Source organism: Alteromonas macleodii, assembly GCF_903772925.1.
In the GTDB taxonomy this organism is placed as follows: Bacteria; Pseudomonadota; Gammaproteobacteria; order Enterobacterales; family Alteromonadaceae; genus Alteromonas; species Alteromonas macleodii_A.
In genome coordinates this window covers 2,538,355-2,561,399 of the sequence record NZ_LR812090.1, presented here as the reverse complement: position 1 = coordinate 2,561,399, position 23,045 = coordinate 2,538,355, and the positions used below count along the sequence as shown (strand labels likewise).

Annotated in this window: 21 protein-coding genes; 11 read left to right on the top strand and 10 right to left on the bottom strand. The window is 42.9% G+C overall.

Annotated features, from left to right (window positions below; all coding sequences use genetic code 11):
• Positions 1-12 precede the first annotated feature (12 nt).
• The 3 genes from PCAR9_RS11105 to PCAR9_RS11095 all read right to left on the bottom strand — a co-directional run bounded on the left by PCAR9_RS11105 (position 13) and on the right by PCAR9_RS11095 (position 2,721).
• Positions 13-1,146 carry an efflux RND transporter periplasmic adaptor subunit gene (locus PCAR9_RS11105; protein ID WP_179983650.1) on the bottom strand — a complete coding sequence of 378 codons (1,134 nt, stop codon included), beginning with the start codon at positions 1,144-1,146 and terminating at the stop codon, positions 13-15.
• Positions 1,147-1,359: 213 nt separating this feature from the next.
• Entirely contained in the window at positions 1,360-1,752 is a 393-nt protein-coding gene (locus PCAR9_RS11100; RefSeq protein WP_179983649.1) for an OsmC family protein, read from the bottom strand.
• 84 nt (positions 1,753-1,836) lie between these two features.
• Positions 1,837-2,721 carry a CvfB family protein gene (locus tag PCAR9_RS11095; protein ID WP_179983648.1) on the bottom strand — a complete coding sequence of 295 codons (885 nt, stop codon included), beginning with the start codon at positions 2,719-2,721 and terminating at the stop codon, positions 1,837-1,839.
• A gap of 65 nt (positions 2,722-2,786) precedes the next feature.
• On the opposite strand from PCAR9_RS11095, the gene PCAR9_RS11090 reads away from it, so the two are divergent.
• From PCAR9_RS11090 to PCAR9_RS11075, 4 genes are all read left to right on the top strand, one after another.
• Positions 2,787-3,524: a 5-oxoprolinase subunit PxpA gene (locus tag PCAR9_RS11090; RefSeq protein WP_179983647.1), complete on the top strand. Its 738-nt coding sequence runs from the start codon at positions 2,787-2,789 to the stop codon at positions 3,522-3,524.
• Between the two features lie 127 nt (positions 3,525-3,651).
• Complete coding sequence (locus PCAR9_RS11085; protein ID WP_179983646.1) at positions 3,652-4,392, top strand: 5-oxoprolinase subunit B family protein; 741 nt, start codon at positions 3,652-3,654, stop codon at positions 4,390-4,392.
• Positions 4,389-5,336, top strand: a complete 948-nt coding sequence (locus PCAR9_RS11080) for a 5-oxoprolinase subunit C family protein (RefSeq protein ID WP_179983645.1) — start codon at positions 4,389-4,391, stop codon at positions 5,334-5,336. The genes PCAR9_RS11085 and PCAR9_RS11080 overlap by 4 nt, the downstream gene beginning before the upstream one ends.
• Positions 5,333-6,199, top strand: a complete 867-nt coding sequence (locus PCAR9_RS11075; RefSeq protein WP_179983644.1) for a D-amino acid aminotransferase — start codon at positions 5,333-5,335, stop codon at positions 6,197-6,199. Before PCAR9_RS11080 ends, PCAR9_RS11075 begins: the two co-directional genes overlap by 4 nt.
• A 51-nt stretch (positions 6,200-6,250) precedes the next feature.
• Here the strand turns inward: PCAR9_RS11075 and fur are convergent, their stop codons facing one another.
• Complete coding sequence (gene fur, locus PCAR9_RS11070; RefSeq protein WP_179983643.1) at positions 6,251-6,679, bottom strand: ferric iron uptake transcriptional regulator; 429 nt, start codon at positions 6,677-6,679, stop codon at positions 6,251-6,253.
• 312 nt (positions 6,680-6,991) lie between these two features.
• Here fur and PCAR9_RS11065 point away from each other — a divergent pair, with 312 nt between their 5' ends.
• On the top strand, positions 6,992-8,998 hold the full coding sequence (locus PCAR9_RS11065) for a methyl-accepting chemotaxis protein (protein ID WP_179983642.1): 2,007 nt from the start codon (positions 6,992-6,994) through the stop codon (positions 8,996-8,998).
• A gap of 135 nt (positions 8,999-9,133) precedes the next feature.
• Here the strand turns inward: PCAR9_RS11065 and fldA are convergent, their stop codons facing one another.
• From fldA to PCAR9_RS11040, 5 genes are all read right to left on the bottom strand, one after another.
• Positions 9,134-9,658, bottom strand: a complete 525-nt coding sequence (gene fldA, locus PCAR9_RS11060; protein WP_014949739.1) for a flavodoxin FldA — start codon at positions 9,656-9,658, stop codon at positions 9,134-9,136.
• Positions 9,659-9,684: 26 nt separating this feature from the next.
• Positions 9,685-9,903: a DUF2788 domain-containing protein gene (locus PCAR9_RS11055; RefSeq protein ID WP_012519093.1), complete on the bottom strand. Its 219-nt coding sequence runs from the start codon at positions 9,901-9,903 to the stop codon at positions 9,685-9,687.
• A gap of 123 nt (positions 9,904-10,026) precedes the next feature.
• Complete coding sequence (locus PCAR9_RS11050) at positions 10,027-10,806, bottom strand: alpha/beta fold hydrolase (protein WP_179983641.1); 780 nt, start codon at positions 10,804-10,806, stop codon at positions 10,027-10,029.
• Positions 10,807-10,909: 103 nt separating this feature from the next.
• Complete coding sequence (locus PCAR9_RS11045) at positions 10,910-11,308, bottom strand: H-NS histone family protein (protein WP_179983640.1); 399 nt, start codon at positions 11,306-11,308, stop codon at positions 10,910-10,912.
• Positions 11,309-11,430: 122 nt separating this feature from the next.
• A complete protein-coding gene (locus tag PCAR9_RS11040; RefSeq protein WP_179983639.1) occupies positions 11,431-13,080 on the bottom strand; it encodes an electron transfer flavoprotein-ubiquinone oxidoreductase in 1,650 nt (549 codons plus the stop codon).
• Between the two features lie 370 nt (positions 13,081-13,450).
• Between PCAR9_RS11040 and PCAR9_RS11035 the strand changes: the two genes are divergently transcribed.
• The gene (locus tag PCAR9_RS11035) at positions 13,451-14,203 is read left to right on the top strand and encodes an electron transfer flavoprotein subunit beta/FixA family protein (RefSeq protein ID WP_179983638.1); all 753 of its coding nucleotides are present in this window, start codon (positions 13,451-13,453) and stop codon (positions 14,201-14,203) included.
• Entirely contained in the window at positions 14,200-15,126 is a 927-nt protein-coding gene (locus PCAR9_RS11030; RefSeq protein ID WP_179983637.1) for an electron transfer flavoprotein subunit alpha/FixB family protein, read from the top strand. The genes PCAR9_RS11035 and PCAR9_RS11030 overlap by 4 nt, the downstream gene beginning before the upstream one ends.
• A gap of 105 nt (positions 15,127-15,231) precedes the next feature.
• Here PCAR9_RS11030 and PCAR9_RS11025 read toward each other — a convergent pair whose 3' ends face one another.
• Positions 15,232-15,540, bottom strand: coding sequence for an isoamylase early set domain-containing protein (locus tag PCAR9_RS11025; RefSeq protein WP_118494372.1), 309 nt, complete (start codon positions 15,538-15,540; stop codon positions 15,232-15,234).
• A 380-nt stretch (positions 15,541-15,920) separates the two neighbouring features.
• Between PCAR9_RS11025 and PCAR9_RS11020 the strand changes: the two genes are divergently transcribed.
• From PCAR9_RS11020 to PCAR9_RS11005, 4 genes are all read left to right on the top strand, one after another.
• On the top strand, positions 15,921-17,153 hold the full coding sequence (locus PCAR9_RS11020) for an efflux RND transporter periplasmic adaptor subunit (protein WP_179983636.1): 1,233 nt from the start codon (positions 15,921-15,923) through the stop codon (positions 17,151-17,153).
• Complete coding sequence (locus PCAR9_RS11015; RefSeq protein WP_179983635.1) at positions 17,153-20,287, top strand: efflux RND transporter permease subunit; 3,135 nt, start codon at positions 17,153-17,155, stop codon at positions 20,285-20,287. The genes PCAR9_RS11020 and PCAR9_RS11015 overlap by 1 nt, the downstream gene beginning before the upstream one ends.
• 48 nt (positions 20,288-20,335) lie before the next feature.
• Positions 20,336-22,498, top strand: coding sequence for a prolyl oligopeptidase family serine peptidase (locus PCAR9_RS11010; protein ID WP_179983634.1), 2,163 nt, complete (start codon positions 20,336-20,338; stop codon positions 22,496-22,498).
• A gap of 153 nt (positions 22,499-22,651) precedes the next feature.
• Positions 22,652-23,008: a hypothetical protein gene (locus tag PCAR9_RS11005; protein WP_179983633.1), complete on the top strand. Its 357-nt coding sequence runs from the start codon at positions 22,652-22,654 to the stop codon at positions 23,006-23,008.
• Positions 23,009-23,045: the final 37 nt, after the last annotated feature.

Genomic DNA, 23,045 nt, shown 5'->3' with positions numbered 1-23,045 from the left:
TGTTGGGCCGAATTAGCTGTTTACTACTTCAACAGGGGCGCTGTCTTTCAAATTTTGGTGGCCTGCGGTAACCACTTCTTCATTGCCGCTTAAACCATTGGTAACTTCGATTACTTCGTTGTTTTCAAAGCCAGTAGAAATATCAACTTTTTTAACTTTGCCATTATCGACAACGAACACGCTGTGGTTGTTATCGATGGTAACCAGTGCTCTGCGGGGTAATAATGTAGCGTTTGCGTGGGTAGCATATTCAAGCGATACATCGGTAAACATGCCGGCTTTTAGTTTGTTGTCTTCGTTAGGTACTTTTAACGTTACTTTGAACGTGCCGGTGGTCGCGTCGATAACCGGGCTAATACGCTCTACGTTGGCTGTAATCGTTCTGTCGCCTAAAGCTGCCACGGTAAGCATTGCACCTTGTCCAATCACTACGTTAGGTAGCTCATTTTCAGGCAGATACACAATGCCTTGAAGATTACGTTGCTGAACGATATGGAACATTCTCTCCCGTTGGAATGATTCGGTTAAGTTACCTACTTTTGCGTTTCGCTCTGCAATGTATCCATCAATTGGGGCTGTGATCGTTGCTTCTTTCAAATCAAGTTCAGCCAAGCGTACAGATGCTTTTGCTGATTCAAATTGCGAAGTGAGCTTGTCGTAAGTGTCATCGCTGATAAGCTTTTTAGAATAGACTTTGTTGACCTTTTCTAGTTCGCTTTCAATGCCAGCTAAATCAGCCAAAGCTTTTGATAAGTTCAGCTCGTAGCGGCGTTTATCAAGCTGTGCCAGTACCTGGCCTTTTTCAACATAATCACCTTCTTCTACGAAGATTTCTTCGATAATTCCAGACGCTCTCGCAACCACAAAAGCTTCTTCACGTGCTTCTAAAATAGCGGTTGTATCGTAAGTAGATGTAATGTCGCCGGTAACAATGGTTTGGGTTTCAACAGGGATGGCAAAAACAGTTTCTTCAGTCTCGGAAGAATTAGCTTGGTCGTTAACGGCATCGGCATCTGAGCACGCGGTAATTGAAAGAGTAAGGGCGATGATCCCGCTTCCAACGAGTAGTTTGAGCGATGTTGATGAAAACGGAATTGAAGATTGTACTGATGAAAGAAAGGCGTTGCTGTGTGTTGTAGATTCCATGGTCAATAACCCTAACGTAATTATCGTTATATAATAGTGACCGTATACAGCAGCTAATGTGCCAAAGACGTTAACATATGTTAAATCATAATATTTTCAAAATGTTACAAGTGAGGGATGCCGTTTAAACAAAAAAGCCAACCTAATTGATTGGCTTTTTACGCTAATGCTTAGCGAAAATTGCTAATAAGCGGTGAGTTCTACAATAGTCTATTAAACCAAAGTATAGCTTGTGGTGATCTCAACATTACCCGTTAACATCAACATGACGGAGCAGTATTTTTCTGCCGACAACTGCACAGAACGGGCAAGGGCCTTTTCGCTAATGCCTTCACCTGACACCGTGTAATGTGCGTGAATTTTAGTAAATACACGAGGTGGCTCTTCAGCACGCTCAGCTTCCAACTCACAATTACAGGCATCAATGTTAAAGCGCCCTTTTTTAAGAATATCTACAACGTCAATACTTGAACGTGCACCAACTGCCAACAGCACTGACTCCATTGGTGATACGGCCTTACCGCTGCCGTCCATCACTGTTTTGTAACCGCTGTCTGTAGTTCCTGTAAAAGTTAAATCTTGATCCCAAGAAACACGTGCTTTCATTGTTTGTCCTAATGTCATAAGAATAAAAAAGGTAGCTGCAATGCAGGCTAGTTCAGCGCTTCAATGCAACTGTGACATGTGCGTTTATTTGTTAAGGCGGACTGCATCTGGGCTAAGCGATATTTTCTTTTGCTTATATAACGCGCCTAGCGCTTTTTTATACGCCGCTTTACTTACGTTAAAATGAGAGTAGATGGCTTCTGGCGCACTTTTATCTGTTAACGTAGAAATGCCACCGTGGGCTTCCAAATCATCCAAAATGGCTTGTTGAAGTGCATCACGGCCACCTTTATCTATGCGCTGAAGGGCAACATCAACCTTACCATCTTCGCGAATCGTTTTAATTATTCCTTCAGTGGCTTGCCCAACTTTAAGCGGCTTAAAGGCATCGCTGTGGAAAATTAGTCCTAAGCTTTTTTCATTGATAACCACCTTAAAACCTAAATCAGTTTTGGCATAAACCAAGCATTGCACTGTGTCGCCCTCGTTGAGATAGGCACTACTTTCCTTTAGAAAATAGTGAAGCTTGGTAGCACCTAAAATACGCTGGGTTTTATCATCAAAAAAGGTGTGAACAACATAGTACATACCTGGATTAACAGGTTGAGCTTGATAATCGTTAGGCACTAAAAGATCGTTGTCTAAGCCCCAATCGAAAAATGCACCAAAATTGGTGGCAGACACCGCTTTAAGTACCTTGGTTTCACCAACTTGAATCAAAGGTTTCTTCATGGTGGCATAAAGGTCGCCGCGCTGATCTGTGGCTACAAATACGTCTACCTGCTGGCCTTCGGTAAGCGAAGTTTCTACTTCGTCAATCGCAAGGGTCACAGTTTGCAGCTCTTCAGCATCATCTATTTCTATTACGCTGTCGTTTTCGTCGTTGTTTTCGACAAGTGGCGCTAAAGCGTAGCCAAAAGGGTATTGGGCTACGACGCGTAATGTATTAATTTTTCCAATATTTATCATCAGCACTGACTTTTTAAAAAGAACAGGTAACATGATACTGGAATGAAGGTAAGAGCTAAACCATTATGAAGTTAAATTGCGATTTAGGTGAGAGTTTTGGCGCATGGTCTATGCCGGTGGAATCGGCCATTATGGCAGAAATTGATCAGGCCAACATTGCATGTGGTTTTCATGCGGGTGATCCATTAGTCATGAAGCAGGCTATTTTGTTAGCTAAAAAGCATGATGTAGCCATTGGTGCTCATCCGGCCTATCCAGATCTACAAGGCTTTGGCCGCAGAAGCATGGCGATTGCCGCTGACGAACTTAAGTCTATGATTCAATATCAGGTCAGTGCCTTAAGCGGTATGGCAAAGATTTGTGGAACTAAAGTCAGCTATGTAAAGCCCCACGGTGCATTGTACAACGACATGATGAAAGATACTGCTATCATGAGAACAGTAATGCAAAGCATAGCTGAAATAAACGAACAATCTTCAAATACGCCCCTCGCGTTAATGGTGCAGGCTACCTCGCAAAATACGGCGCTTAAAGAAGCGGCACAAAATTGGGGGCTACCTTTGTATTTCGAAGCGTTTTCTGACAGACGGTATACCGATGAAGGCTTACTGCAATCTCGCACTATAGAAGGTGCCGTGTTAAACGAAAGTGACGCTCTGCTTCAAGCTAAACAGCTTATTTCATCGGGAACGGTAACGACAGCGTCTGGCGCAACACTTGCGGTAGAAGCTGACTCTTTGTGTGTTCATGGTGATACAAAAGGGGCGGTAAGTATTGCGAGTAAAATCAGAACATTTCTATAAACCTGCCATATAAAAAACACAATTTAAAAGAACAATACACAAGGCTATTAACCTTTGTTGTACCAAGCGTCGAATACCTAAAGCGCAACACAACTCGTAATGGCCAGTGAGACAACAAGGACAGTAGATGCAAGCTTTCGGTCGTATTAAACGAATAGTTATAGCTAGTGCAGACGCCATCATCTTGTATTTTGACGGCCCAAATTTGGATGACGCGAATAATGCCTGCCACAACATGTTGGCAGCTATTGATAGTAATAAGAGTAGAAATTCATGGTGCTGGTTACGCGAATGCGTGCCTTCTTACGACAGTTTGTTAATCGTTTTTGATATGGCACTAATTGACAGCCACGGTGTATACCGTGCCTTAAGTAATTTAGACGCTGAAGGCATAAATCAACAAACAGAATCTATACAATTTAACAGAAACGAAAGTAGTGCAGTGATTGAAATCCCTGTGTGGTATGGCGCACCAAATGCCAGTGATTTGAGTGTAGTGAGTAAGAAAACGTCGCTGTCAATTGAAGAAGTTATCGAATTGCACACTAGCACAACTTACAAAGTATACGCAGTGGGATTCTCCCCAGGCTTCGCCTATATGGGGGATATTCCAGAAACGCTCAGCTGTGCGCGGCTTGGTACACCGCGTAAACGCGTTCCCAAAGGCGCGGTCGCAATCGCTGACAGGCAAACCGCTGTCTACCCCAGTGAATCGCCTGGTGGATGGAATCTATTGGGGCTTACGGCATTCGACATGCTCATTCATAAAAAAGAGCAAAGTGAAGCCCGTTTAAAAGCAGGTGATGAGGTTAGGTTTGTTTCAGTTACTGAACAGGAATATAGAGCAGGATTGCAGGTTGAACGATGAGAATTGAAGTACTCAGTAAAGGACTGTTTAGCCTTATCATTGATAACGGACGGGTAGGGCGACAACGGGATGGTTTTTGTGAATCTGGTCCTATGGACGGCAATGCCTATGACTGGGCCAATTTTCTTGCCTTCAATTTAGATGGCACGCCATGCATTGAAGCCATTGGTGAAATGCGATTGCAGGTTGATGAAGATTGCATAGTTGCCGTTACTGGAAGGGAGCCCACCCTTGATATAGATGGCAGTTCTAGAGAGCCTTATCATAGCCACAAGGCAACCGCAGGGTCTGTTATCACATTTTCAAGTGGGTTACTTGGGAGCAAAGCTTACTTAGCCATAGGCGGAAACTGGCAAGTACCAAAAGCCGTAGGGAGTGCTTGTACAGTAGTGCGTGAGCAGCTAGGTGGGTTAAACGGTCAAGGCAGCGCCTTAAAAGACGGCGATTTAATCGAGGTTTTAGCTAACACCAGAAACCAAGACAAGGCTAAAATGCGCAGGCTTCCACACCAGCACATTGATGATTATGGCTTTATAGAGTCTATTCGTGTGATCCCTGGTTATCAATTTTCAAGCTTTAGCAAGGTTGCGTTACGTACTTTTGAAACCAGTAGCTACACAGTTTCATCATCTATAGACCGAATGGGATTTAGGCTTACCGGCGAATCAGTTACCGCCGATATAGAAAATATGCGCTCTGAGGCAATTCATTTAGGCGCAATTCAAGTGCCAGGTGACGGGCAGCCAATTGTAATGATGCGTGATAGGCAGACTCTGGGGGGCTACCCTAAGCTTGGCTGTGTAAGCCCCTGTGATATAAGTCGCTTGGCCCAAGCGGTGCCAGGTGAAAAAGTGAATTTCGTATTTCAAAACGAAGAAGAAGCAAGGGCGGATTGGCTACTAATGACAAGTAGACGTCGTCGATTACAAGGAGAAATATTGTGACAATTGCGTTTTTAAATGGTGAGTATATGCCTCTTTCTGAGGCCAAGATTTCTCCTATGGACAGAGGCTTTCTTTTTGGCGACGGTATCTATGAAGTCATACCTACTTATTCAGGTAAAGCGGTAGGGTTTAAAGGGCACACGTCTCGCATGTCGCAAGGCCTTAAAGCGATAGAAATCGCTAACCCGTATACGGTAGAAGAATGGCAAACCATTTTGTCCAGTTTGGTTGAGAAAAACAAAGCGTTTATTGAAAGTGGAAACATAGGTGTTTATTTCCACGTAAGTCGAGGTGCAGATACAAAACGACTTCATGCATACCCAAAGAATATAGCACCAACCGTATTTGGGTTCGCCTTTGAAATAGCGCCACCTCAGCCAACTGCCAAGGCTGATGCTAAGCCTTTTAAAGTTGCGCTTCAGCAAGATAAAAGATGGCAACGCTGCCATATTAAATCTACTTCCTTGTTAGGCAATGTAATGCACTACCAAGCAGGTGTTGACGCAGGTGTTAATGAAACTATTTTGTACAACAGCGAAGGTATGATAACTGAGGCAAGCTCATGTAACGTCTTTATGGTGAAAAATGGATGTATTTTTACGCCTCCATTAAACCATGAACTGCTTCCCGGTATTACTCGTGCCATTGCCATTGAGGCATTCAAACAAGCAGGGCTGGTGGTGACGGAAACCTGGTTTAGTAAAGGCGAATTGCTAGAGGCTGATGAGGTTTGGTTAACGTCGTCAAGCAAAGAAGTTGCCCCGGTAGTCGAAGTAGAGGGCAAGCAGATAGGTTCCGGAGAAGTGGGCGATGTATGGGAAAAGGCAATCAACGCCTACCATGCATACAAATTCAAAGCCTAATAAATTGAAAAAGCCCGCTCAAGCGGGCTTCTTACTAATTAATATTGCAACTTATTCAGGAGCGTTGTCGCAGTTACCGTCTGTACATTCGCCATATAGGTAAAGGCTGTGGTGAGTAAGCTTCATCTTATGCTGCTTAGCAATCATCTCTTGACGTTCTTCGATAATCTCGTCTTCAAATTCGATCACTTTACCACACTTAAGGCATACAAGGTGGTCGTGGTGATCTTTATGACTGATTTCAAATACTGACTTTCCACCTTCAAAGTGGTGGCGGTTAAGAATACCTGCATCATCAAATTGGTTTAATACGCGGTAAACGGTCGCAAGACCTATCTCTTCACCCTGTTCAATTAGGATCTTATAGACATCTTCAGCGCTGATATGTTGGTTTTCTGGCTCTTGCAGAATTTGTAAAATTTTAAGGCGAGGCAGAGTGACTTTTAGCCCTGCTTTTTTCAATTCTTTATTTTGATCCATTACAGCCTACTAAGAACGAGTGAATAAGTATTTGGTGGTTATTATAGGTAAGTTGAAACAATTTAAAAGCAAAACCGTGGAATCTTTGTCTTCTCGCCGAAAATTTGCCCAAGGCGCTAATTGCAAAAAATATTGTACTTAAGTGTGGGCCTTGCAACATGTGGCCTGACCAGAATGTAAGTGCTCGATTTATCTAACAAATAAGTAAAATAAATAAAACTTTTGATGTATTGAATTAACATCCTGTTAAACTAAACTTAAAAAGTTGCGTTCATTTGGTAGTTTTTTGCACGTATTTAAGTGGAAGTGTCCATGCGATTAACAATTATAAATAAAATCACTTTAGGCTTCGGCTTATTTGGCTGCTTGCTATTGCTTACAAGTATTCTCTCCTATTTCGGTTTAACTAGTATTAAAGACTCTGCACAAGACGTTGTAGAGCAAAAAATGCCAGTACAGACCAGTATGGTAAAAGTAAAAACTGAAATATTGTCTTTATCAGTAATAACGGCCAATGGTTATCACGTAGAAAGTAGAGACGAATTAGAAAAAAATAAGCAAACATTTGATTCGCTGTCATCAACCTTTTCTAACGATTTGTCGCGACTGAAATCTCTCATGCCAGAAAACTCGATAGCTAAAAATGCTGTTGAAGTAAGTTCGAGCTATGTGAGCGACAGTAATGAAATGTACATTGCAATTGATGAAAGAATGAATATTGAAAACGCGCTTGCTACGCAGCTTGAAAAAGTACTTATGGCGGCAGACGAAGCAAGCGCATTGATGCTCGACCTTTCTTATTTGGAAAGTAATGACCCTAGTCTAGATACGCTTATTGGCGCTGGCACCGCCATTGATAATAAGCTGCTTACCATGAACGACTCTTTTATTGAGTTAGCTGAATCTAACGATGAAACCCAAAGTGCAAATATCATTGAAGACCTTGAATACCAGCTAAGCAATTTACAGGTAGATAAGGATTATGTGAACCGTTTGGCTACGAGTGTGGATGATGGTGGCACAATAGAGGCGTTTAATGAACAATATGATTTATTAATAGACGCCGTAAACGGTTCAAACGGGCTAATTGCGTTGCAACAACAAAAACTTGCTGAAGTAGACAAAGCGGCGCAAGCACAAAAACAAGCAAAGCAAGCATTAGAAACCGCGCTTACTGATATAAATACTCTGTTTGATACCGTTCAAGCGCAATCCCTCGAAGGGCAAAACGCTATACTCGAATCGGTACAAGAAAATTTAGTTCGCAACACTGTCGTTGCAATCTTAGGACTTACGGCTGCCATTTTTTTAGCGGTAATAGTAACACGCAGCATTTCAAAGCCACTTAAGCATATAAACAAAGGGCTAAACCAGTTAAGCCATGGTGATTTAAGTACCAAATTACCAGAAGAAGGCAACGATGAGTTTTCTGCTCTTTCAGCAAAGGTAAACAGCTTAACCGATAGCCTGCGAGAACTGGTAGGTAATATTCTTGAACAGGAAAAGCGCTTAATTGAAATTACTAAAGAAAGTGTTGAGCTTGGCAATAAGAGCTTATCTGAAGTGGATAAACAGCGAGAGCAAGTTACTATTACCTCCACCAATACTAAAAATGTTCAAGACAAAAGTCGCAGTAATCTTGCGCAAATCAATGAAGCGATGGATGCATTACGTACTATCACAAGACAGAGTACTGACATTGGGTTGCTGGTTCAAAAAAGTAGTGATCAAGTTAGCAATCAAGCCGAGCAAGCTGAGTCTTCAGCACAGGTTATTGGGCGCCTAGATGATAACTCTAGGAGTATTGGCAGTATTTTGGACGTTATCAAAACCATAGCAGAGCAAACTAATTTATTAGCCCTAAACGCTGCTATTGAGGCTGCGCGGGCAGGCGAACAGGGTAGGGGCTTTGCAGTTGTTGCAGATGAAGTGCGAACATTAGCAAATCGAACGCACGATTCCACGGAAGAAATCGAGCAAATGATTGGCAACTTACAAAAAGATGCAGCGCAGGCTGTAAAAGCTATTAATGCAGGTCGAGAGCAAGCGCAAGCAGGGGTAGAAATAACCCAACAGGTTTCTCAACAAGTAGAAAGCATTAGAGAAATTATTGAGCGTCTGAGCGACATTAACGAACATATTGTTGAAGATACAGAGCAGCAAGATGTGTTGCTCGGTGATGTGGCCACAAGTTTAAACCGCATTGTAGCGCTGGCAGATTCAAGTGCACAAAGCACCCGACAGTCGAACGAATCGACAATGATGCTAGACGCGCAAACAGAGAGCTTAAGAAAGGCGGTAGAGCGGTTTCAGCTTTAGTTAGTTCAATCAGCTAAGCTAATAATTCAAGGAGTGTTTCTATATAACAAAAAACCGCTCAATTAGAGCGGTTTTTTCAATTGATAGCTACTTTATAGCTTCTAAATAGCCAATTTATGGCTGATTCAGCTATGTCTACGCCAATTCCGCCAAGCAAAGCTCGTCGTGAATTTGCTTGCACCATGCTTTAACGCGAGAGTCTGTTAGCTCTGGTTGACGGTCTTCGTCGATGCCAAGACCCACAAAGTGGTTGTCGTCTGCCATACCCTTAGATGCTTCAAAGTCATAGCCTTCCGTAGACCATTGACCTACTAAAATAGCGCCTTTAGCTTCTACAATGTCGCGTACCATGCCCATTGCGTCAAGGAAGTATTCCGCATAGTCTTCCTGGTCGCCACAACCAAAAATAGCAACAAGCTTGTCGTTAAAGTCTATCTGCTCTAATTCAGGAAAGAAGTCATCCCAGTCACACTGTGCTTCGCCGTAGTACCACGTAGGGATACCGAAGATAAGCAAATCAAACTCAGCGATGTCTTCTTTACTGCTCTTGGCAATATCTTTTACATCAATTAGCTGTTTACCCAATTCCTTCTGGATCATTTTCGCAACATGTTCGGTGTTACCCGTGTCACTTCCGAAAAATAGGCCAACGCTTGCCATATCTAACCTCTATTAATCGTTACTAATTAAACGCCTGTGCTTAGCCAAAACCATTCAATAATGCCTTTCGCAAGAAATCCTAACGCGCCTAAACCCAGCACGCCATAGGTGACTACTCTTCCAATAAGAGGAACATCGTTCTTACGTAATACATCGTGTACGGCAAAACCCATCAATCCAAAAAGAATAGATAAGCCGCCATACAGCATAATGGACTCAATGAGTTCGTAATTTTCTGCAAGCATAGTGTTGTTACTTAAAAAATCTGGCGCAACTATATCACAGTATATACGCCTGTAAGAGCCTAAAACGTTCAAAAATATGTAATAATAGTCATTCTCATCCTGTTGGATGAGAAATGTTCTACTTTATGACGATTTGTTGAGCGTTCTTTCTACAATACCGTTAAATATCGCTGGTTTTTCTGCGTGTAACCAGTGCCCCGTACCTTCAATAATATGCGCTTTCGCATTTGGAAAGTAGTGAGCTATCGCATCGCGATAGGCCGGTGTAATGTAGTCGGACTCGCTGCCCTTAATAAATAAGGTTACGCCATCGAACGTTTGATTTGTTTGTTCCCAATCAATAATGTGCGAGTAACTTTTGATTAGTCCGCTCACGTTGAAGCGCCACTTCCATGCTCCGCTTTCATCTTGATACAGGCTTTTTAACAGAAACTGTCTGACGCCCATTTCCTTAACGTGGGCAGCCATTTGTTTTTCAGCGTCCTTTCTACTTTCAATGGTATCTAAAGAAACAGAATTCAACCCATCAAAGACAGCTTGGTGGCTGTGGTCATAACTTACTGGGGCAATATCAGCTACAATTAAATGTGTGATATTTTCGTTGTGATTTAAGGCCAGCTTCATTGCAACCTTTCCACCAAGGGAATGACCCAATACAGCGCTTTTTTCAATATTTAAAGATTGCATAATGTCGTAAATTGCATCTGCGGCAGCTGTCATAGAAAAACTATCAGTCCACGGAGACTCACCGTGATCCGGTAGGTCTACACTTATAATATTAAAAGCTGATTCAAAATGCCGTTTAATCACGGCTAAATTATCCGCATTGCCGAAAAGCCCATGGATTAAAATTAACCATGGTGATGATGAATCTCGCTTTGAAAGTTTATAATTTAACTTCACGACTTATTTACCCATGAATAATTGTCTGCTAGACATTGCTTTAGTCTTAAAAACAAAATAAGGCCTGTAAAAACAGACCTTATTAGCAGGTTAAATAGTGATATTAATTAATAGCGTAATCGTTAAGTGATTTGCCGCTATCTAGTGCGTCTTTGTAAACACGTGGCATACGCCCAATGCCAGTCCATAAGTGCTCTTCACCACTGTCATCCACAAGTTTGTATTTGACAGGACGCTTCTTACCTACGTTTTTATTTGTACCGGTATCCAAAGCTTGTAAATCTTCTACGTTTAGACCAGCTTCTTCCATTTGCTGTTTAATAGCAGCAAGTTTTTCTAACTTTTCTTTTTTTAGTTTTTCTTGTTCTAGTAATTTTTCTTTTCTTTTCTCTATTATACCGCTAAGTTTTTCCTGAACTTGTTCAAGTTCTTCTATGCTTAATTCCTTAACAGCACCTTGTAAACGTCTTCCATGGGTTAAAATATCTAAAAATTCGCTCATTAATTAACCTTAATACGTTGTACTAAATTTCTATAAGATAATAATTAAAAGTAGCACAAAAAAAAAGCGAGCTAAGCTCGCTTTTAAAAAATATCAGTTAAATAACCAAATAACGCATTAAATTACATATTCGGGTAATTAGGGCCTCCAGCACCCTCTGGTACAAGCCACTTAATATTCTGACTAGGATCTTTAATGTCACAAGTTTTACAGTGAACACAGTTTTGCGCATTAATTTGGAAACGTTTTTCACCTTCTTTTTCAATAACTTCATAAACGCCAGCAGGGCAATAGCGTTGTGCGGGTTCTGCGAATTTTGGTAAATTAACCTGTAAAGGAATAGACGGGTCTTTTAATTTTAAATGACACGGCTGGTCTTCTTCGTGATTCGTATTCGACAAAAATACGGACGATAGTTTATCAAAGCTGAGCACGCCATCAGGCTTCGGATATGAAATCTCAGTAGCATCTTTCGCTTCTTTAAGCTGCGCGTAATCTTTGTGTTCGTCTTTCATAGTGAAGAACAAATTACCGTTAAAGAAGTTTTGTTCTACCGTGTTAAATGCACCACCCCAGAAATTACCTAGCTTATGAATAGCAGGGCCGAAGTTACGAGAACGGAATAGCTCGTCATACAGCCAAGACGATTTAAATTTATCTGTATAGCTCGTTAGTTCTTTTACTGGTGCTTCTGCGTTTTCAGATAAAGCCTCGAAAATGCTCTCGGCTGCAAGCATGCCCGACTTCATGGCTGTGTGGTTACCTTTAATTTTGGCAAAATTTAGGGTGCCCGCTTCACAGCCTACCAGTAAGCCACCTGGGAAAGTCATCTTAGGTAAAGAGTTAAACCCACCTTTGGCAATTGCACGCGCGCCATAAGATACACGTTTACCGCCTTCAAGGTATTGTTTAAATACAGGGTGGTGTTTCAAGCGTTGGAATTCGTCAAACGGGCTCAAATAAGGGTTGTCGTAGTTAAGGTCGACAATTAAGCCAACAAACACCTGATTATCTTCAGCGTGATATAAATAGCTACCGCCTGTGGCGTCATCAAGTGGCCAGCCTGCACTGTGGACTACTAAACCCGGCTGGTGCTTCGCTGGGTCTATATCCCAAATCTCTTTAAAGCCAATAGCGTAATGTTGCGGTGAGCTGTCTTCATCTAGATTGAAGTGAGAAATGAGCTCTTTACCTAAGTGACCACGACAGCCTTCTGCAAACACGGTGTATTTAGCACGTAGTTCCATGCCCGGCATGTAACCGTCTTTTGGCTCTCCGTCTTCACCCACACCCATGTCGCCGGTAAGCACGCCGCCAACACTACCATCTTCATTATAAATAACCTCAGAAGCTGCAAAGCCGGGGAATACCTCAACGCCTAGCTGCTCAGCCTGTTCTGCTAGCCAACGGCTAACATTACCCATAGACACTATATAGTTGCCATCGTTGTGCATAGTTTTGGGCGTAATGCCGTTAGGCAACTTCTTCGCTAACGTTTCATCATTAAGCAAGTAGATGTGGTCTTCGGTCACCGGCGTGTTAAGTGGTGCTCCTTTTTCTTTCCAATCAGGGAATAGTTCGTTTAGCGAACGTGGCTCAAACACTGCGCCTGAGAGAATATGTGCACCTACCTCGGAGCCCTTTTCGACCACACAAACCATAAGTTCTTGGTCTTTTTCATTCGCAAGCTGCATCAGCTTACAAGCAGTTGATAATCCAGCTGGGCCGGCACCGACGATGACTACGTCAAACTCCATCGATTCTCGTTCCACGGGAGGCTCCTTATGTTTGTATTTTTATAGTGCACTATTGATGAAACAAATAATGCTTTGTGTCAAAAACATGTAAATTAATTGTCGTTTTGCAAGGTAATGCAGGTTGACGTTTACGTCAACAGTAAGTACATTGCAAAGCAGTTTACGTTAACGTTAACTGGCAGCGCATTATACCTGCTCGTAAACGTGGTGTTAACGTCGTTTTAAGGCTAGCCTTTAAAAAACGTACGTTCCACAGTTTCTTTTTTAACGTATAAGCATTGTTAAAGTTTCAAAAAGCGTGGTGAAGTAATACGTTTTTAATTATTAATAGTTAATTATTAATGAAACGTAATTAGCACTGACGAACTCAACAATTGAGGTAAATATGAAAATACTCGTACCGGTCAAACGCGCGATCGACTACAACGTTAAGGTAAGAGTGAAGGCTGATGAATCAGGCGTAGATCTTACAAACGCGAAAATGGCTATTAATCCTTTTTGCGAAATTGCTGTTGAAGAAGCCGTTCGATTAAAAGAAAAAGGCGTGGCCACTGAAATCGTTGTTGTTTCAATTGGTGACAAAAGCTGCCAAGAACAAATACGTACAGCACTAGCCCTAGGCGCTGATCGTGGTATCCAAATTGATACAGACCAAAATCTTGATTCACTTCAAGTGGCAAAGCTTTTAGCGAAAGTGGTTGAGGAAGAACAGCCTCAGCTCGTTATTCTTGGAAAGCAGAGCATTGACTCTGACAACAACCAAACTGGCCAAATGCTGGCAGCGCTAACAGGTATGCCTCAAGGTACTTTCGCTTCAGAAGTTGTTGTAGATGGCGAGAAAGTGAATGTAACACGTGAAATCGACGGTGGCCTTCAAACGGTAGCGCTTTCGCTTCCAGCTGTTGTAACGACAGATCTCCGTTTGAATGAACCGCGTTATGCATCGCTTCCAAATATAATGAAAGCAAAGCGTAAGCCTCTTGATGTTAAAGCTGCGACAGATTTCGGTGTTGCGCTTGAATCAAACGTTAAGGTACTTAAAGTCACGCCTCCGCCTCAGCGTGAGGGTGGAATTAAAGTAGCAGACGTTGCTGAGTTGGTAGACAAGTTAAAGAATGAAGCAAAGGTGATCTCATGAGCGTACTCGTATATGCAGAACACGACAATGCAAGCTTAAAGACGGAAACGCATAAGCTTGTTAATGCCGCACAAAAAATGGGTGGCGATATCCATATACTAGTAGCAGGTGAAGGTTGCCAGGCGGTTGCTGAAGCTGCGGCGCAAATTGAAGGCGTAGCAAAAGTACTTGTTGCTGACAATGCTGCTTATAAAAACCAGCTTGCTGAGAATACGGCTGACTTAGTAGTAGAGCTTGCTGGCGACTACAGCCATGTTGTTGCTGCTGCAACTACGACAGGTAAGAACTTCATGCCTCGCGTAGCGGCATTATTAGACGTAGCGCAAATCTCTGACATTATCGGCGTAGAAAGCGAAGATACCTTTGTTCGTCCAATCTATGCAGGTAATGCCATTGCTACTGTTCAATCATCTGATGCGAAGAAGGTAATTACAGTTCGTGCCGCATCGTTCGATGCAGCTTCAACAGGCGGTAGCGCAGAAGTTGCAGCAGTGGACGTTGTAAAAGGCAGTGATAAGTCTGATTTTGTATCGGCAGAGCTGACTGAGTCTGAGCGACCTGAATTAACTGCAGCAGAAGTGGTAATTTCAGGTGGCCGTGGTATGCAAAACGGTGACAACTTCAAGCTTCTTGAGGGCATTGCTGACAAGCTAGGTGCTGCTATTGGTGCATCACGCGCCGCAGTAGATGCTGGGTTCGTTCCGAATGATATGCAGGTAGGTCAAACAGGTAAAATTGTTGCGCCTCAGCTATATATTGCTGTAGGTATCTCGGGCGCTATTCAGCACCTTGCAGGTATGAAAGATTCTAAAGTCATTGTTGCTATCAACAAAGATGAAGAAGCGCCAATCTTCCAGGTTGCTGACTACGGGTTAGTAGGTGACTTATTTGATGTACTACCAGAGTTGGAAGGCTCTCTTTAATTAGCGCTTTAAAGCTAAATAAGACGAAGGCTGCAGTTTGCAGCCTTTTTTGTAGTATACATACTCAAAGCGAATCATTATTTCGCTTGGTATCGGACTAACTTTTTAAACACGCACAACCGAATTATCTTCTATGCTAACAGGTGAGGGGATATAAGCGTCGGCTTCCCAGTCATTTTCCCATTTTTCGCCATCAATAAGGTAACGAAACTGGTATTCGTGATCTTTTTCCAAGTCCACGGTTAAGGTGAAATCGCCGCTTTTAAGCTTTTTCATCGTCAGTGGCTGTGTTTTCCAATCGGTGAAATCTCCGCATAATGCAGCTTCTTTCGCATCTTTTGCTGCTTCCGCATTCAGTCGAAATGTCACTTTGCACAGAGGTTTTGATTTAAGGTATTGTTTCTTAAGACTCATAATGTGGTTTCCCTTCAACGTAGCGAAATCATTCCCGAGGCTATTTCCTATTAAAGACTTAGCTTGAACAACAGCCATCGGTTAACTCATAACCAATGAGTGTTTAAATAATCAACGAAAACCTGATAATTATCAATCTTACTTTGTATTCTTTTAAGAATTTTCTATATTAGAGCTTCGGATTTTTGAGTGCATATTAAAAACAATAATCAGACACAAAATTTAACAATCTAACTGAGCATAAAAAACGCAAAATCAGTACACTAGTGTTGAAACAATAATAATAGAATTTAGTGGGTAATCAGGTGGTAAGTGAGTAGCGCAGTAATTTACTGTTGAAATTTCACTAACTCGGATGCCTTCTCTTCCAGGGATAGTAAATGAAAAACTCCATGTTAATGAAAAGTGGTCTTCCATTAGTCATCGTGCTAGTCGCATTTATCGCCGCGACGGTTATGATCAAGTCACGTAAGCCGCCGGAACAGGTGCCCGTAGAAATCCCCGCTTTTCTTGTTGATGCTAAGGAAGTAACAGCAGAACCCGTAAATTTTGTTGTTAAATCTCAAGGCAATGTAGTACCACAAAATAAAACATCGTTAAGTGCACAGGTCAGTGGTCAAGTGATAAGCCTGTCGAAAGTTTTTGTTGCTGGTGGAACTTTTAAAAAAGGCGACGTACTTGCCACGTTAGAACAAGATGATTACCGCACTGACCTCAAACTAGCCGAAGCTGAATTGGCTCAAGCTAAAGCTGCCCTTCAAGAAGAAATAGCTCGCGGTAAAGTAGCCGAACAAGAATGGCGTTCAGTCAGAAACGTAGCCCCGCCTGAGTTAGGCTTAAGAAAGCCTCAACTGGCAAAAGAACAAGCCAACGTAAAAGCGGCAGAAGCTAAGTTGGAACGCGCAAAGCGAAACCTAGCTAGAACGCAAATAACTGCGCCCTATAATGGAATAGTGGTTGAGCGTAATATAGATCTTGGTCAGTTTGTTGCCATGGGATCTGTACTTGGCACCATTTACTCTACCGATACCGCGGAAGTTAGACTACCTATTACCGACAGCGACTTAATGTTTATTAACATTGCTGGGCAGTCTAGCGAAGGGGCGCCTGTTACATTAACAGCGACTGTTGGTGGTGTTAAACGCGTTTGGGAAGGTCAGCTGGTTCGTTCAGAAGGTATTTTGGATACAGGAAGCAGAGTGGTGTATGCCATTGTTGAGGTGCAAGACCCTTACAATTTACAGTCTTCACACAAGTCACCGTTGCGTTTTGGTCAATTCGTTGAAGCGGAAATTACCTCCCGTCAAAACGAAGAGCTTGTTGTATTACCTCGCAGTATTTTGCGTTTAGACAATACCGTACTTACTGTAAACGATAATCGCGAAATTGAAATTATGCCTGTCGAAGTAGCCCGCACCACAGCGCAAGATGTGTTTATTCGCTCAGGTATTGCGGAAGGAAGTTTGGTGGTAACCAGTGCTGTGCCAAACCCATACGACGGAATGAAAGTGCGCCTGCCAGGTGACGAGCCCGTGCTTGCTGACACTGCTGAAGCAGATACTACCGAGAGCGCGGACATCGTTGAAAGCGAATCATCGGAAGGTGACAACTAATGAGTCGCATCGATACCAACAAAGGCTTAATTGCTTGGTTTGCGCGTAATAATGTAGCGGCAAACTTATTAATGATCTTGCTTATCGTTGGCGGGCTGTTCAGTGCGTTCAGTATACAAAAGCAAGTGTTTCCTAGCTTCGAAATTGACGTTATAAGCGTGCGCGTTCCTTATTTAGGTGCTGCACCTCAGGAAGTAGAAGAAGGTGTGCTTCTTAAAATTGAAGAGGCCATAAAAGATTTAGAGGGCATTAAACAGCTAAACTCAACTGCCGTAGAAGGCATGGGTACGGTAAGTATTCAAGTTGAGGAAGACTACGATGTTCAGTCTCTACTTGATGAAGTAAAGGTTCAAGTTGATGCCATTCCAAGTTTTCCAGCGGATACTGAAAAGCCCGTTATATATCGCCAAAAAATCCAACAGGACGTGATATGGCTATCGGTTTACGGTGATGCTTCTGAAAGGGAGTTAAAGGAGTTTGCTAAAGACTTACGCGATGACATTGCTAACTTGCCGGGTATATCAAGTGTTCAGGTTGTGGGTGCAAGAGATTATGAAATTTCTGTAGAACTTTCTGAAGTTGATTTGCAAAAGTATAACCTTACGTTTGCTGATGTGGTGGCGCGTTTGAGCCAAACCAGTGTTGACTTACCAGGTGGTTCAATCCGCACGGAAAACGGCGACATACTACTTAGAACAAAGGGGCAGGCCTATACCGGTTGGGACTTTTCCCAGATAGTATTAGTCACAAATTCAAACGGTACCCGCGTTACGTTGGGCGATGTTGCCTATATCAACGACGGCTTTATCGAAAACAATCAATATGCGCTGTTTGATGATAAACCAGCGGTTAGCTTGCGTGTGCAAGCTGTCGGCGACCAAAACGCATTGGAAATTTCTGAGCAGGTTAACAATTACGTTGATAGTCAAAAGTCTGAGTTTCCCGCACATATTACTGCCGATACGTGGGGCGATAGCTCATTCTATCTAGCTGACCGACTTAACATGATGCTTGAGAACATGTTCTTCGGTGCGCTGCTTGTATTTTTAGTACTTTCACTGTTTTTGAAAATTAAGCTCGCGTTTTGGGTCATCGTGGGCTTGCCAGTCTGCTTCCTTGGCACCTTGCTTGTAATGCCGTTAGATATGGTTGGCGTGTCCATCAACATGCTTAGTCTATTTGCATTCATTCTTGTATTGGGGATTGTGGTAGATGACGCAATTATTATGGGTGAATCGGCTTACTCTGAAATAGATAAAAAAGGACACAGTGCTGATAACGTTATTGTGGGCGTTAAGAAAGTTGCTATGCCTGCAACTTTTGGCGTTTTAACCACTATTGCCGCCTTTTCACCCATGCTTATGGTATCGGGGCCGTTCGGCATTATTTGGAAAACCATCGGTATGGTGGTGATTGTTTGTCTTATTTTCTCGCTTATTGAATCGAAGTTAATCCTGCCGGCTCACTTAGTGCACATGAAGCTTAAGCCTTATGATCCGGAAAAAGCCAATGCGTTCCAAAAGTTCCGAGACTTCTTCAGTGAAGGCATAAAGACATTTATTAATAATAAGTACGCGCCGTTTTTAGCAAAAGCAATACGCAATCGCTATACAACAGTGGCCGTGTTTTTGGCGATGCTGATCCTTACAGTGGGGCTATTCGGTGGCGGCATAGTGCGCTTTGTATTCTTCCCGAATATTCCTAGTGATTTTATGATGGCCAGCTTTGAGTTAGAGCCCGGTTCGTCACTAGAGCAGCGCGACAAGGTACTAACTACACTTCGCGAAGCTATGCACCGCATGGATGACAAAGTTGCAGAAGAGTCGGGCGAAAATGTCATTAAGCACGCTATTGCTTTTGACAATGGTAATTTAGGTGGAGAAATTTTCGCTGAGCTTACGAAAGGTGAAACCCGCGCGCTTACTGACTTTGAAATTCAGGATATGTGGCGTCAAGAGGTTCCTGAAATTCCTGGCGTGAAGTCATTTAATATTAGCTCACCGGGTGGTCCTGGAGGCGGCGCTGACCTTAGCTTTGAATTTAGCTCAAGCGATATTAAAGCATTGCGAGCTATTAGTGACGACATAAAGAAGGCTTTGGATAAATACGAAGGCGTTACAGATATTAACGATACCTTCTCTGGCGGTAGCGAAGAAATTCAGCTAGCGCTGAAACCTCAGGCCGATGCGTTGGGCATTTCACTTCGCGATTTAGGTCAGCAAGTGCGCTTTGGTTTTTACGGCGCAGAAGTGCAGCGTATTCAGCGTGATGATGAAGAAATAAAAGTCATGGTGCGCTACCCGAAGGCGGAACGCAGCTCTATAGAGCACCTTGAAAATATGCGTATTCGTGCGCCAAACGGTCAAGAGATCCCGTTCGAACAGGTGGCTACATTCACCGTTGGGCAAGGGTTCGATTCAATTATTCGTGTTGATGGTAAACGGTCAGTCACCGTAACGGGTGTCGTGGATAAAGCATTGCTTGACCCATCAGAAGTGACTAACGATGTAATTGAAAACTTAATGCCAGACCTACTAGCCCGCTATCCGAGTGTTGAATTTCAGCTTCAAGGAAACTCAAAGGAGCAGGCTGATGCTATGTTTAGTTTAATGCAGGGGCTGTTGTTTGCGTTATTTGCTATTTATGCCTTACTCGCTATACCGCTTAAATCATACAGCCAACCCTTGATTATCATGTCAGTGATCCCTTTTGGTATTGTTGGCGCCATAATCGGTCACTTGGTATTGGGCATGGCGGTTAGCGTTTTGTCTGTCTGCGGCATCATCGCTTTGTCGGGTGTTGTGGTGAACGATAGCTTGATTATGGTGGACTTTGTGAATCGCGCGCGTAAAGAAGGTATGGCGCTTATGGATGCGGCTATTAGTGCTGGTACGCAGCGTTTTAGAGCTATCATCCTGACGTCACTAACAACCTTTATGGGCCTTATGCCGATAGTATTTGAACGCAGCCTACAGGCTCAGGTTGTTATACCAATGGCGGTTTCTCTGGCCTTCGGTATCTTATTTGCCACGGTAATCACTTTGCTGCTGGTTCCTGCGCTGTACTTAATTCTAAACGACATTAAAAATGTGTTTAAAGGTCGAAAACACGCAGAAATTACGACAGAAAGTTAAATAGACGATGCCGGGTAACACCGGCATTTTCTTTTAAGGAATGACAAAATGAAGAAAAAGCTAATTTATGCTGCGGTGGTTGCAGCATCTGCAGGCTTAACCTTTGCCTGCACAAGTTCAAATACCGCTAATACTAATTTGGTTGAAAATGAAACCCAAAGCCTTGCTATGCCGAAAGTACCTGGCTACCCAGCAACCAAAACCGTTGCGCAGCAAGATAACTATCACGGCACTATGGTAAGCGACCCTTATCGTTGGTTAGAAGACGAAAAAAGCGAAGAAGTTAAAGCTTGGGTCGATTCACAAAACACTTTGGCTCGCCCTTATCTAGCAAATTTACCCTCTAGAGAGCTTTACAAAGAGCGCTTAACTGCCTTGTGGGATTATGAAAAGTATTCGACACCTTACATGGTGAACGGCAAGCTGTTTTATTCTTATAACGACGGCCTGCAAAATCAATACGTACTTTATATGTCCGACGGCGTGAACGGTGAACCTGAAGTACTTATCGATCCGAATACCTTGAGCGATGACGGCACCGTGTCAATGGCGTCGACTGAACTCAGCCCTAAAGCGTCTTATCTTGCCTATATGCTGTCTGATGGCGGCACCGACTGGAAAACCATCCACGTTCGTAACACCAGCAGTAAAACAGACTTAACCGATACCATTGAAGGCATTAAGTTTTCAAATATTGCATGGCTGCCCGATGAAAGTGGTTTTTTCTATTCTCGTTACCCACAAAATGAGGCGGGTAAATACGATGATAGCCAAACTGTATCTATCTATTTTCACGCTATAGGTACAGAGCAAAGTGCAGATAAAAAGGTCTTTGCATTTGAGAATAAACCCACTTGGAACCCATATCCATCAGTTGTGCAAGATGGAGATACCTTGCTTATATCCGTATTTGAGGGATATCAGGCTAATGGGGTTTATGCTAAACCTCTTGAAACAGAAAACAGTGAGCTAGTTCCCGTTTTCGATAAATGGGATGGACGATACGATTTAATCGGCGAACACAAAGATGCGCTATTTTTTAAGTCTACGGCGGGCGCGCCAACTGGCAAAGTTATCAAAGTCAAATATGATGGTGGTGTTAAAGAAACAGGCACTGTAATTGAAAGTACCGCAGATACCTTATCGAGTGTCTCACTTTTAGGAGAAAAGCTTTTTGCTCAGTACCTAAAAGACGTAAAAGGGCAAGTGAGTGTCTTTGATTTAAGCGGCAAAAAAGTTGATGAAATTGCGTTTTCCGATATCGGTAGCGTGAGCGGCTTTTATGGTGGTAAAAATGCAGATACCACTTTTTATAAACTTACTGGGTTTACTAACCCGGGTCAGGTCTATGCCTATAACGTTGAAAGTGGTGAGTCGTCACTATTTAAAACTATCAACACGGGTATTAACTACGACGACTATGAAACCAAGCAGGTGTTTTATACCAGTAAAGACGGCACTAAAATTCCCATGTTTATAGTGCACAAGAAAGGCTTGAAGCTAGACGGAAACAACAAAACCCTATTGTACGGTTATGGTGGTTTTAATATTTCATTACTTCCACGGTATTCAGTGTCACGCATGGTTTGGGTAGAGCAGGGCAACGTGCTGGCTATCGCAAACTTACGAGGTGGTGGTGAATATGGACAGCAGTGGCACAAAGCTGGTACTAAGCTTAACAAGCAAAACGTTTTTGATGACTTTATTGCGGCAGGTGAGTATTTAGTTGAAAGTGGCTATACCAACCCAGACAAAATGGGTATTCAAGGTGGCTCGAATGGAGGCTTACTTGTGGGCGCAACACTTACCCAGCGACCTGATCTCTTCTCTGCAGCACTACCTGCAGTGGGCGTGTTAGATATGCTTCGCTATCATACACCGAGCGCGAATGCCCGCGCTTGGTCTTCCGATTATGGCCTAAGTGAAAACAAAGACGAGTTTGATGCGCTTTATGCCTATTCGCCACTTCATAACACTAAACCTGGCACCTGCTATCCGGCCACATTGGTAACAACAGGTGATCACGACGACAGAGTAGTACCGTGGCATAGCTATAAGTTCGCCGCGCAATTACAGGCAGATCAAGGATGTGATAACCCAGTACTTCTTCGTGTAGAAACCCGCGCGGGTCACGGCGCAGGCACGCCTACGTGGATGCGAATTGAGGGGTATGCCGACCAGTGGGCGTTTTTAGAATCAGCGCTTAATTAACTTCTCATTATTTCGAAAGAAAACAAGCCGCTGTAAAAAGCGGCTTTTTTGTTTGCATTTTAAACAAATGATCATATACTGTATAAATATCAGTATGGTTTATTTTGAGTCTTATTAGGTTGAGCTACGTGGCACAACCTTTAGGAGAAAATTATGCAAACAGGCATCAAAGCGGTAGATCAACTTATTTCAAAACACGGCATTATGGCTGATTTAGGTGCAGATACGTTTCAACGCCGCACTCGCCTTACCGGTGGCGATGAGCGCGCAAACGCACTGCCTTTTTGTATGTATCAAAAAGTGACACACGCCCCTTTATCAAAGCAATTTACCGTGCACCATTTTTATATGCCGGGTAATAAAGGGAAGTTAGCGAGCTTTTTGTTTGATGAAAAAGGGCAATTAATAGAACAGGTCTACTATCAAAAAGTCGCCCGCTGGGTACAGGTGTGCAGAAAGTTACAGCAGCTGGTGCAAGTGCCAACCTCAGATGTTCACATGGCGGCATAAAAGACATAAAAAAAGCGGTGCCGTTTTTTAACGTCAC

Bases quoted from the DNA above. Each gene is read 5' to 3' on its own strand.
- PCAR9_RS11085 (WP_179983646.1), top strand. From the start codon at position 3,652: ATGCAAGCTTTCGGTCGTATTAAACGAATAGTTATAGCTAGTGCAGAC.
- PCAR9_RS11105 (WP_179983650.1), bottom strand. From the start codon at position 1,146: ATGGAATCTACAACACACAGCAACGCCTTTCTTTCATCAGTACAATCT.
- PCAR9_RS11005 (WP_179983633.1), top strand. From the start codon at position 22,652: ATGCAAACAGGCATCAAAGCGGTAGATCAACTTATTTCAAAACACGGC.
- PCAR9_RS11030 (WP_179983637.1), top strand. From the start codon at position 14,200: ATGAGCGTACTCGTATATGCAGAACACGACAATGCAAGCTTAAAGACG.
- PCAR9_RS11035 (WP_179983638.1), top strand. From the start codon at position 13,451: ATGAAAATACTCGTACCGGTCAAACGCGCGATCGACTACAACGTTAAG.
- PCAR9_RS11100 (WP_179983649.1), bottom strand. From the start codon at position 1,752: ATGAAAGCACGTGTTTCTTGGGATCAAGATTTAACTTTTACAGGAACT.
- fur (WP_179983643.1), bottom strand. From the start codon at position 6,679: ATGGATCAAAATAAAGAATTGAAAAAAGCAGGGCTAAAAGTCACTCTG.
- PCAR9_RS11015 (WP_179983635.1), top strand. From the start codon at position 17,153: ATGAGTCGCATCGATACCAACAAAGGCTTAATTGCTTGGTTTGCGCGT.
- PCAR9_RS11010 (WP_179983634.1), top strand. From the start codon at position 20,336: ATGAAGAAAAAGCTAATTTATGCTGCGGTGGTTGCAGCATCTGCAGGC.
- PCAR9_RS11090 (WP_179983647.1), top strand. From the start codon at position 2,787: ATGAAGTTAAATTGCGATTTAGGTGAGAGTTTTGGCGCATGGTCTATG.
- PCAR9_RS11065 (WP_179983642.1), top strand. From the start codon at position 6,992: ATGCGATTAACAATTATAAATAAAATCACTTTAGGCTTCGGCTTATTT.
- PCAR9_RS11025 (WP_118494372.1), bottom strand. From the start codon at position 15,540: ATGAGTCTTAAGAAACAATACCTTAAATCAAAACCTCTGTGCAAAGTG.
- PCAR9_RS11095 (WP_179983648.1), bottom strand. From the start codon at position 2,721: ATGATAAATATTGGAAAAATTAATACATTACGCGTCGTAGCCCAATAC.
- PCAR9_RS11055 (WP_012519093.1), bottom strand. From the start codon at position 9,903: ATGCTTGCAGAAAATTACGAACTCATTGAGTCCATTATGCTGTATGGC.
- fldA (WP_014949739.1), bottom strand. From the start codon at position 9,658: ATGGCAAGCGTTGGCCTATTTTTCGGAAGTGACACGGGTAACACCGAA.
- PCAR9_RS11020 (WP_179983636.1), top strand. From the start codon at position 15,921: ATGAAAAACTCCATGTTAATGAAAAGTGGTCTTCCATTAGTCATCGTG.
- PCAR9_RS11045 (WP_179983640.1), bottom strand. From the start codon at position 11,308: ATGAGCGAATTTTTAGATATTTTAACCCATGGAAGACGTTTACAAGGT.
- PCAR9_RS11080 (WP_179983645.1), top strand. From the start codon at position 4,389: ATGAGAATTGAAGTACTCAGTAAAGGACTGTTTAGCCTTATCATTGAT.